This is a genomic window from Sphingomonas sp. (genome assembly GCF_036387535.1).
In the GTDB taxonomy this organism is placed as follows: Bacteria; Pseudomonadota; Alphaproteobacteria; order Sphingomonadales; family Sphingomonadaceae; genus Sphingomonas_R.
On record NZ_DASVTO010000012.1, the window covers coordinates 1 to 7,129 of the forward strand.

The 7,129-nt window shown below is 65.5% G+C and carries 4 protein-coding genes; all 4 read right to left on the minus strand.

Annotated elements, in window-relative coordinates; all coding sequences use genetic code 11:
* Positions 1 to 405, minus strand: a 405-nt coding sequence (locus VF649_RS01595) for an alpha-N-acetylglucosaminidase N-terminal domain-containing protein (RefSeq protein WP_331010207.1), incomplete at its 3' end; no start/stop codon positions are given.
* On the minus strand, positions 392 to 3,067 hold the full coding sequence (locus VF649_RS01600; protein ID WP_331010208.1) for a glycoside hydrolase family 3 C-terminal domain-containing protein: 2,676 nt from the start codon (positions 3,065 to 3,067) through the stop codon (positions 392 to 394). The genes VF649_RS01600 and VF649_RS01595, both read right to left, overlap by 14 nt.
* A 69-nt stretch (positions 3,068 to 3,136) precedes the next feature.
* The gene (locus tag VF649_RS01605) at positions 3,137 to 6,139 is read right to left on the minus strand and encodes a TonB-dependent receptor (RefSeq protein ID WP_331010209.1); all 3,003 of its coding nucleotides are present in this window, start codon (positions 6,137 to 6,139) and stop codon (positions 3,137 to 3,139) included.
* 70 nt (positions 6,140 to 6,209) lie between these two features.
* The coding region (locus VF649_RS01610; protein WP_331010210.1) for a D-galactonate dehydratase family protein at positions 6,210 to 7,129 on the minus strand (920 nt) is incomplete at its 5' end.

Here is a 7,129-nt window from a genome sequence, read left to right on the forward strand (position 1 = left end):
ATTCCACCAGGGCGTCGTGTACCCATAGGTGCAGGTGTTCAGGTACAGCCGGTGGCCGAAGGGCGTGGAAACGCGGCCGGTCATCAGGTCGGGCAGGCGCGCGGGGAGGACGACACGGTCCCCGTCCCAGCTGACGGACGCGGCGCCGATATCGCCCAGGTAGGTGTAGGCGCCGCGGACCAGCGCGACCGGTGAGCGGCCCTCGATCCGCACGCGGCCATTCTTGGCGGTGACGGCGTACCAGTCCGCGCCGGTGCCTGGGCGGCGGACGAACGTGAAGGCATCGGCGCGCGAACCGATCAGGCGGTGGAGGACGGCGCGCGCCGCGGGCTCGTCTTGCGCCTCCGCCGGCACCGCCGCCAGCAGCATGGCGCCGAGAAATGCGACGCCGCTAGCGCGCCACATCGGCGGTGCCCGTCACCCTCAGCGTCGTCTCGGCGCCGGGTGCTGCGCCCGGCTGGCCGCCGCCGACGTAGAGGCGATAGGCGCCGGGCAGCACCTTGTGCGCGCCCTTCGCGTCGACCTGCGACAGAGCCCGCGCATCGAGAGGCAAGGTGACGCGCCGTGTTTCGCCCGCTTTCAGGTGGATACGCTGGAACCCGGCCAGCGCATGGCGGGCCGACAGCGGCGTTGCGGGTTTGGTGACGTAAAGCTGGACGACTTCGTCGCCGTCGCGCGCGCCGGTGTTGGTCACGTCGACGCTGACCGCGGTGCCGCCACCCGCGGCGATCCGCGCTTTGGGCAGCGACGGCTGACGATAGGCGAAGCTGGTGTAGCTCATCCCCTCGCCGAAGCGGTGCAGGACCGGGCCGGTGAAATAGCGATAGGTGCGCCGGCGCATCGCATAATCCTCGAAAGGCGGCAGGTCGGCCACGTCGCGGTAGATCGTATAAGGCAGGCGGCCGGCGGGATTGTTCCGGCCCACCAGCGTATCGGCGATGGCGGTGCCGCCGGACTCGCCGGGATACCAGGCTTGCAGGATCGCATCGGCGTTCGCTTCCACCCACGGATCGGAGATCGCGCCGCCGGTCATCAGCACCACGACCAGCGGCTTGCCGGTGGCTTTCGCCGCCTGAAGCAGGGTGCGCTGCGCGGCCGGCAGGGTCAGGCTGGTGCGGTCGCCGCCCCGGAAGCCCGGATAGCTGACCTTCATCTCCTCGCCCTCCAGATCGGGGGACAGGCCGACGAAGGCGATCGTCACATCGCTCGCCCGGGCGGCGGCGACGGCGGCGTCAATCAGCGGCTGGGCCGGCGCGATCCATTCCAGCGCGGTGATGCGATCGTCATGCGCGCGGACATAATCGATGCGGATGGCGTGCGGTTTCGTGTCCGCAAAGTCGATCGCGATCGGATCGCCGGGTTGGCGGCATCCCGGCGCGGTGCACGGCGGCGGCGCAGGATCGGTGACGCCGGCGAGTGCGGGGGAGACGAGCAGCTTGCCGTCGATCCAGACTTTCACGTCGGGCATCGGCCCGCCCGCCTTCGGATAAGGCGTCGTCATGCGAAAGCCGATCCGGTAACGGCCGGGTGCGGGCGGGATCAGCGTGCCTGTCCAGCGCACCGAGAAATTGCGCGCCTCCAGGCCGACAGGTGCTGTGTTGAAGAAATCGAAATTTATCGTCCGGTCGACGCGCGTCTGAGCCGGCTTGCCGGCGAAGCGGGGATTGGCGAAATACGTGCCGTCGAGGCCCGGCTTGCCATCGGCCGTGCGCAGCGCGGTCTCCGGGATCGCCAGCCGCATCCCTTCCGTCAGCGCGGAACCTACGGCATATGTGACATTGGCTTGCCCGAACGTTCGGCGCAGGCCAGCAAGCGGCGTGACGGGGTTCAGTGGCGATCCGGTGTAATTGCCCTCCAGGCTCTGGAGCAGATCGGCGTTCGGGCCGATCACCGCCACCCGCTCTTTGCCCTTGAGGGGCAGCACGGCGTTGCGATTGGCGAGCAGCACCATCGCTTCGTGCGCGGCCTTCAGCGCCAGCGCGCGGCGCCCTTGCTCTGCGTCGGATGCGCCAGCGGTCGCGGTGCCGTCGATCAAGCCCATGCGGATGCGCGCCGCCATCAGCCGTTCGAGCGAACGATCCATGTCGCTCTCTGCCAGCAGCCCCTTGGCCACCGCTTGCGGCAGCGCGGTATAGGACGTGCCGCAATCCAGGTCGGTTCCCGCCTTCACCGCCACCGCCGATGCGTGGGCAGCGTCGGGCGCGCTCTTGTGGCCCGTCACCATATCGTCGACGGAATCGCAATCCGACACGACGAAGCCCTTGAAGCCCCAGTCCCGGCGCACCAGGCCGTTCAGCAACGGCCCGCCGCATGCCGGCGCGCCATCGACGGCGTTATAGGCGCACATCAGCGACCCCGCCTTGCCCTCGACGATCGCCATGCGGAAGGCTGGGGTATAGGTGTCGGCAAAGTCGAAGGGCGAGACGTCGACGTTGAAGCCGTGGCGCAGGGGTTCGGGGCCCGAATGGACGACGAAATGCTTGGGCGTCGCGATCCCCTTGTACCGCAGGGGGTCGTCGCCTTGGATACCGTGAATGAACGACGTGGCGAGGCGACCGGCGAGATAGGGGTCCTCGCCATACGTCTCCTGCCCGCGGCCCCAGCGAGGGTCGCGAAAGATGTTGATGTTGGGCGACCAGTAGTTGACGCCGTTGTATCGGGCGGTGCCGGTCGGATCGCGGCGCAGGGCGGCGTTGTGAATCTCGCGACCTTCGATGGCGATGGCGTCGCCGATCCGGTCCATCAATTCGGTGTCCCACGTCGCGGCCAGTCCGATCGCCTGCGGATAGACGGTGGCGTGGCCGGCGCGCGCGACGCCGTGCAGCACTTCGTTCCACCAGCCGTAGCGCTTGAGCGACAGACGCGGGATCGCGGGCGCCTCGTCCTGCATCTGCGCCGCTTTTTCGGCCAGCGTCATGCGCGAGACCATATCGCGCGCGCGTACCTCCGGCGACAGGCTGCGGTCGAGGAAGGGGCAGGGTGCGTCGCCGCACGCAGGCGCCACTTGCGCTGCGCCGGGGCTCGCCAGCGCGGCCACCGCAACCGATATCAGGAAACGTCGCACCATCGCCGGGTCATCCAGATAGAAAAAACGGCAGAGCGCCGGTAAAGACGCTCTGCCGAAGGTGGGGAGGGATCAGAAGGTCGCGCGGCCCGTGATCGCGAAGGTCCGGCCGTCATAATCGACCCGCCGCAGCAGGCGCGGATCATTCTCAAATTCCTGCCGCAAGGCATTAGTCAGGTTGAACGCATCGAACGACAGCGAGAAGAAGCTGGTCACATTATATGACGCGGACAGGTCCAGCTGGCCGCGCGCCTTCACCGACCGTGCCGCACCCGTAAAGGTGCCCGCCGACGCCAGATCATAAGCGGTCCGATAGTTATAGACGAGCCGCACACCGTAGACCGGGGTTTCATAATAGCCGATCAGGTTCATATTATGCTTCGACACGCCCGGCAGGGTCGCGGGCGCACCGTTCGGCCCCTTGCCGCTGATGCCGGTGATCGCATAGTTGAAGCCGCCACCCAGGTTCTTCAGGACGCCGGGCAGGAAATCCAGATTCTGCTGCAGGTTGAACTCGGCACCGCGCACGGTGACGGGATTGTCCTGGTTAAGGACTCCGGACGCCACGAACAGGAACGGCGTCGGGGTCGGCCCACCGGTGAAGATCAGGCTGCTCTGACACTGGTCACCGTTCACGGTCAACGTGCCGAGCCCGTATGCGCTGCCATCCGCCGGGCATAGCAGGCTGCGATCGGTAATCTGGCCGATCAGCCCCTTGATCCGCTTCTGGAACAAGGCCAGCGAAACGATGCCGTTCGGGCGATTGTACCATTCGATCGAGGTGTCGAACGACGTCGCATCATAGGGTTTCAGGTTCGGATTTCCGAGGATCGCGGTGACGATGTTGCCATTGGGGCTGCCGACGACCGTCACCGGCGAGAACTGGCGCGGCTGCGGACGGACATAGGTCTTGTATGCCGCACCGCGCACGATCAGCTTGTCGGTCAGGTCCGCCACGGCGATGAAGGACGGCAGCAGCTTGTTGTAATTCTGCCTGTACGTGTCCGTGCGGAAATCGGCTGGGCTGCCGATGGTGCCGGTCAGCGCGACGCGGTTCAGCGCCAGCACCTTATTCTTGGCCAGTTCGTAGCGCAGGCCGCCATTGCCGCGGATGCGGATGCCGCCCAGCTCGAATTCATATTTCATCTGACCGTAGATGGCGGCGATGTCGGTCTGATTGGTGAAGTTGAACTGAGCGTACGCATTGTCGTTGTAGCGGATATTGTAGCCGAGCGGCGACAGCGCGCCGCCGGGGAACACGGTAACCGGCTGCAGCTTGGGGAACGCATATTCTACGTCCGTGACCTGCCAGTTGGTCGTCGTTTGACCGCCATTGCCCTGGAAGAAATCGTTCGCGGTCGGGCTTTGGATCAGGAATTTCGGGTCGATATTCTGGGTCTGGATCCCGAAGGCCGATGTCCGGAAGCCCTCCGAGACATATTTGTTATGCTCGTAGCGGAAGCCCATCTGGACACTGCTGAGAAACCCGTCCCCCAGGAAGCGTTCGATATCGGCCTGCGTCGCCGCCACCTTGTTGGTCGCATAGCTTTGCGTCCCCGTGAACTGGATGCGGTTGCGGCGCAGCGCCGGGGTTGCCGAATCGTAATAGGACGTCGGATCGCCAAGCCCGCCCCAGAACCAGCCATTGGGTGCGACTGTCGTGGTGGAGGGATTGGGGTTCACGACCAGCGAGAAATTCTCGACGTTGCCGGAGCCGGTAATGAGCGTCCCGGCGACTCCGTTGCCCCCCGACCTCGGCTGGGTATTGAAATCCAATTGGCTCTCGTTGGAACGGTTGGCCGCTTTGGAATAGGTCGAGACGGACGCGATACGCCAGTCTTCGGTCTTCCATTCGCCATTGGCATTCAGGCCCCAGGATTTTTGCTGTTGTCCGAACAGCCGCGTCGAGGACACGACATCGGGGTTGGTGAAGCTGTAATCCTGAACGACGGTACGCCCGTCAGACAGCTTTTCCGGGGCCGACAGCGTAGTGATGCCGGCGTCCTGGTTCGGCGCATAGATCATGATCAGCTGCCGGGTCTTCGGCTGGTTACGATCCGTGTAGAAACCGGTAACGCCGAACTTGGTCGTATCGGTCGGGGCAAATTCGAAGCCCCCTGCGCCGGTCAACAGATCGCCTTCATTCAGGCGCGAATATTGCCGCAGCTGCGAATTGTAGATGACGCCGGTCGTGGACTGGCTCCCCGTGCAGGACGGGCATGCGGCGGAGGTGGGATAGAAGGCCCCCAGCGTGGCGGCATTGGCTTGGGCCTGCGCCGGAGTAAACACTGAGTAGGTGTTGTACTGCAACGTATCGCGGCGAAAATTCTCGCGCCTGTACGCCAGCACGCCGAACACCGCGAGGTTTTCGGAGATATGATAATTATAACCGATGGTGCCGGACGGTGCGCCCAGCTTGCCAAGCTGATTATATTCATAGCCCGCCTTGGCGAACCCACCGTCCTTGCGGCCGAGCGCGGGCGCAATCTGAAGATCGACATTGCCGCTCAGGCCGCCGGTCTGCGCATTCGCCATCGGCGACTTCTCGATGCGGATCGCGCTGAAGATGTCCGAGTTGAACGCACCCAGCGGCGCGGCGTCGGTCAGGATCGGTTCGGCGAAGGCGACGCCGTTCAGGGTCAGGCGCGCATATTCGCCGGGCAGGCCGCGCAGGTTGATGGTGGCGTTGCGGCCTTCCGCTTCGCGATTGATCTGGACGCCAGGCACGCGCTGCAACGCTTCGCCGACGTTCAGGTCGGGAAAGCGCCCCAGGCCATCGGACGAGATGCCGTCACTGATCTCGACATCGTTCCGCTTGGTGCGGATCGCATCGGCGTAGCTCTGGCGAAAGCCGGTTACGACGACGTCGGGCGTGGCGCCTTCCGCGGTGGCGTCGTTCTGCGTCCGCGGATCGGCGGCGGTGGTCTGATCCGGATTGGCCGGCGTGGCGACGGTGGGCGACGGCGTCGACACCGGCGCGGCTTGCGCCCAGACCGTCAGCGGAGCACCGCCAGCCAACGCGGTGGCGCACAACAACACGGCGGTGCGCCGTCGTCCCGAAATTGCGTTCCTCATCCTCAATCCCCTTTGTTTTTAACGTCCGTCGCCCGCATCACCCGCCATTTCGGCGTGGCTGCGCAGCGGCTCACCAGTTGAACATCGTTCCGTCTTCCAGCCTGTTTACGGGCAGATACGCCGGCTGATACGGGTGCTGCGCCGCGCGATCCTCGTCGATGTCGACCCCCAGGCCCGGCGCGTCGCACGGGTGCATCATGCCGTCGGCAAAGACATAGGCGTGGGGGAAGACGGCGTCCGTCTCGGCGGTGTGGCGCATATATTCCTGCACCCCGAAATTCGGCACCGACAGGTCGAAATGCAGCGCGGCGGCCATGCACACCGGCGAAAGATCGGTCGCACCGTGGCAACCGGTGCGGACCTGGTACAGATCGGCGAGCGCGGCTATCCGGCGCAGGTGGGTGATACCCCCGGCATGGACGACGGTCGCGCGGATATAATCGATCAGCTGGTTCTGGATCAGCTCGCGGCAATCGTGGATGCTGTTGAACACTTCCCCGACCGCGATCGGCGTCGTCGTATGCTGGCGGATCAGGCGGAACGCGTCCTGATTTTCCGCGGGCGTGGGATCTTCCAGCCAATAGGGGCGATACGGCTCCAGATCCTTGCCCAGCCGTGCGGCCTCGATCGGCGTCAGGCGGTGGTGGACGTCGTGCAGCAGGTGGACGTCCCACCCCAGCGCTTCGCGCGCGGCGGCGAACAGGGGCACGACGCTCCGCAGATATTTCTCCGTCGACCAGATCGTCTCCGTCGGCAGGGCGGCGTCGGCAGGCTCGTAGAAATATTTGTCCTTGGACACGCCATAGGTCGTAGGCAGGCCGGGCACGCCGGACTGAATGCGGATCGCGCGATAGCCCTGCGCCTGGTAATCGAGGGCGGCGGCGACGGTTTCCTCGATCGTCGTGCCATTGGCATGACCATAGACCATGACGCCGCGCCTGCTGGCGCCGCCCAGCAGCTGATAGACCGGCAGCCCCGCGACCTTGCCCT

Excerpts from the sequence above, each read along its gene's own strand:
- VF649_RS01605 (WP_331010209.1), bottom strand. The coding sequence starts at position 6,139 with ATGAGGAACGCAATTTCGGGACGACGGCGCACCGCCGTGTTGTTGTGC.
- VF649_RS01600 (WP_331010208.1), bottom strand. The coding sequence starts at position 3,067 with ATGGTGCGACGTTTCCTGATATCGGTTGCGGTGGCCGCGCTGGCGAGC.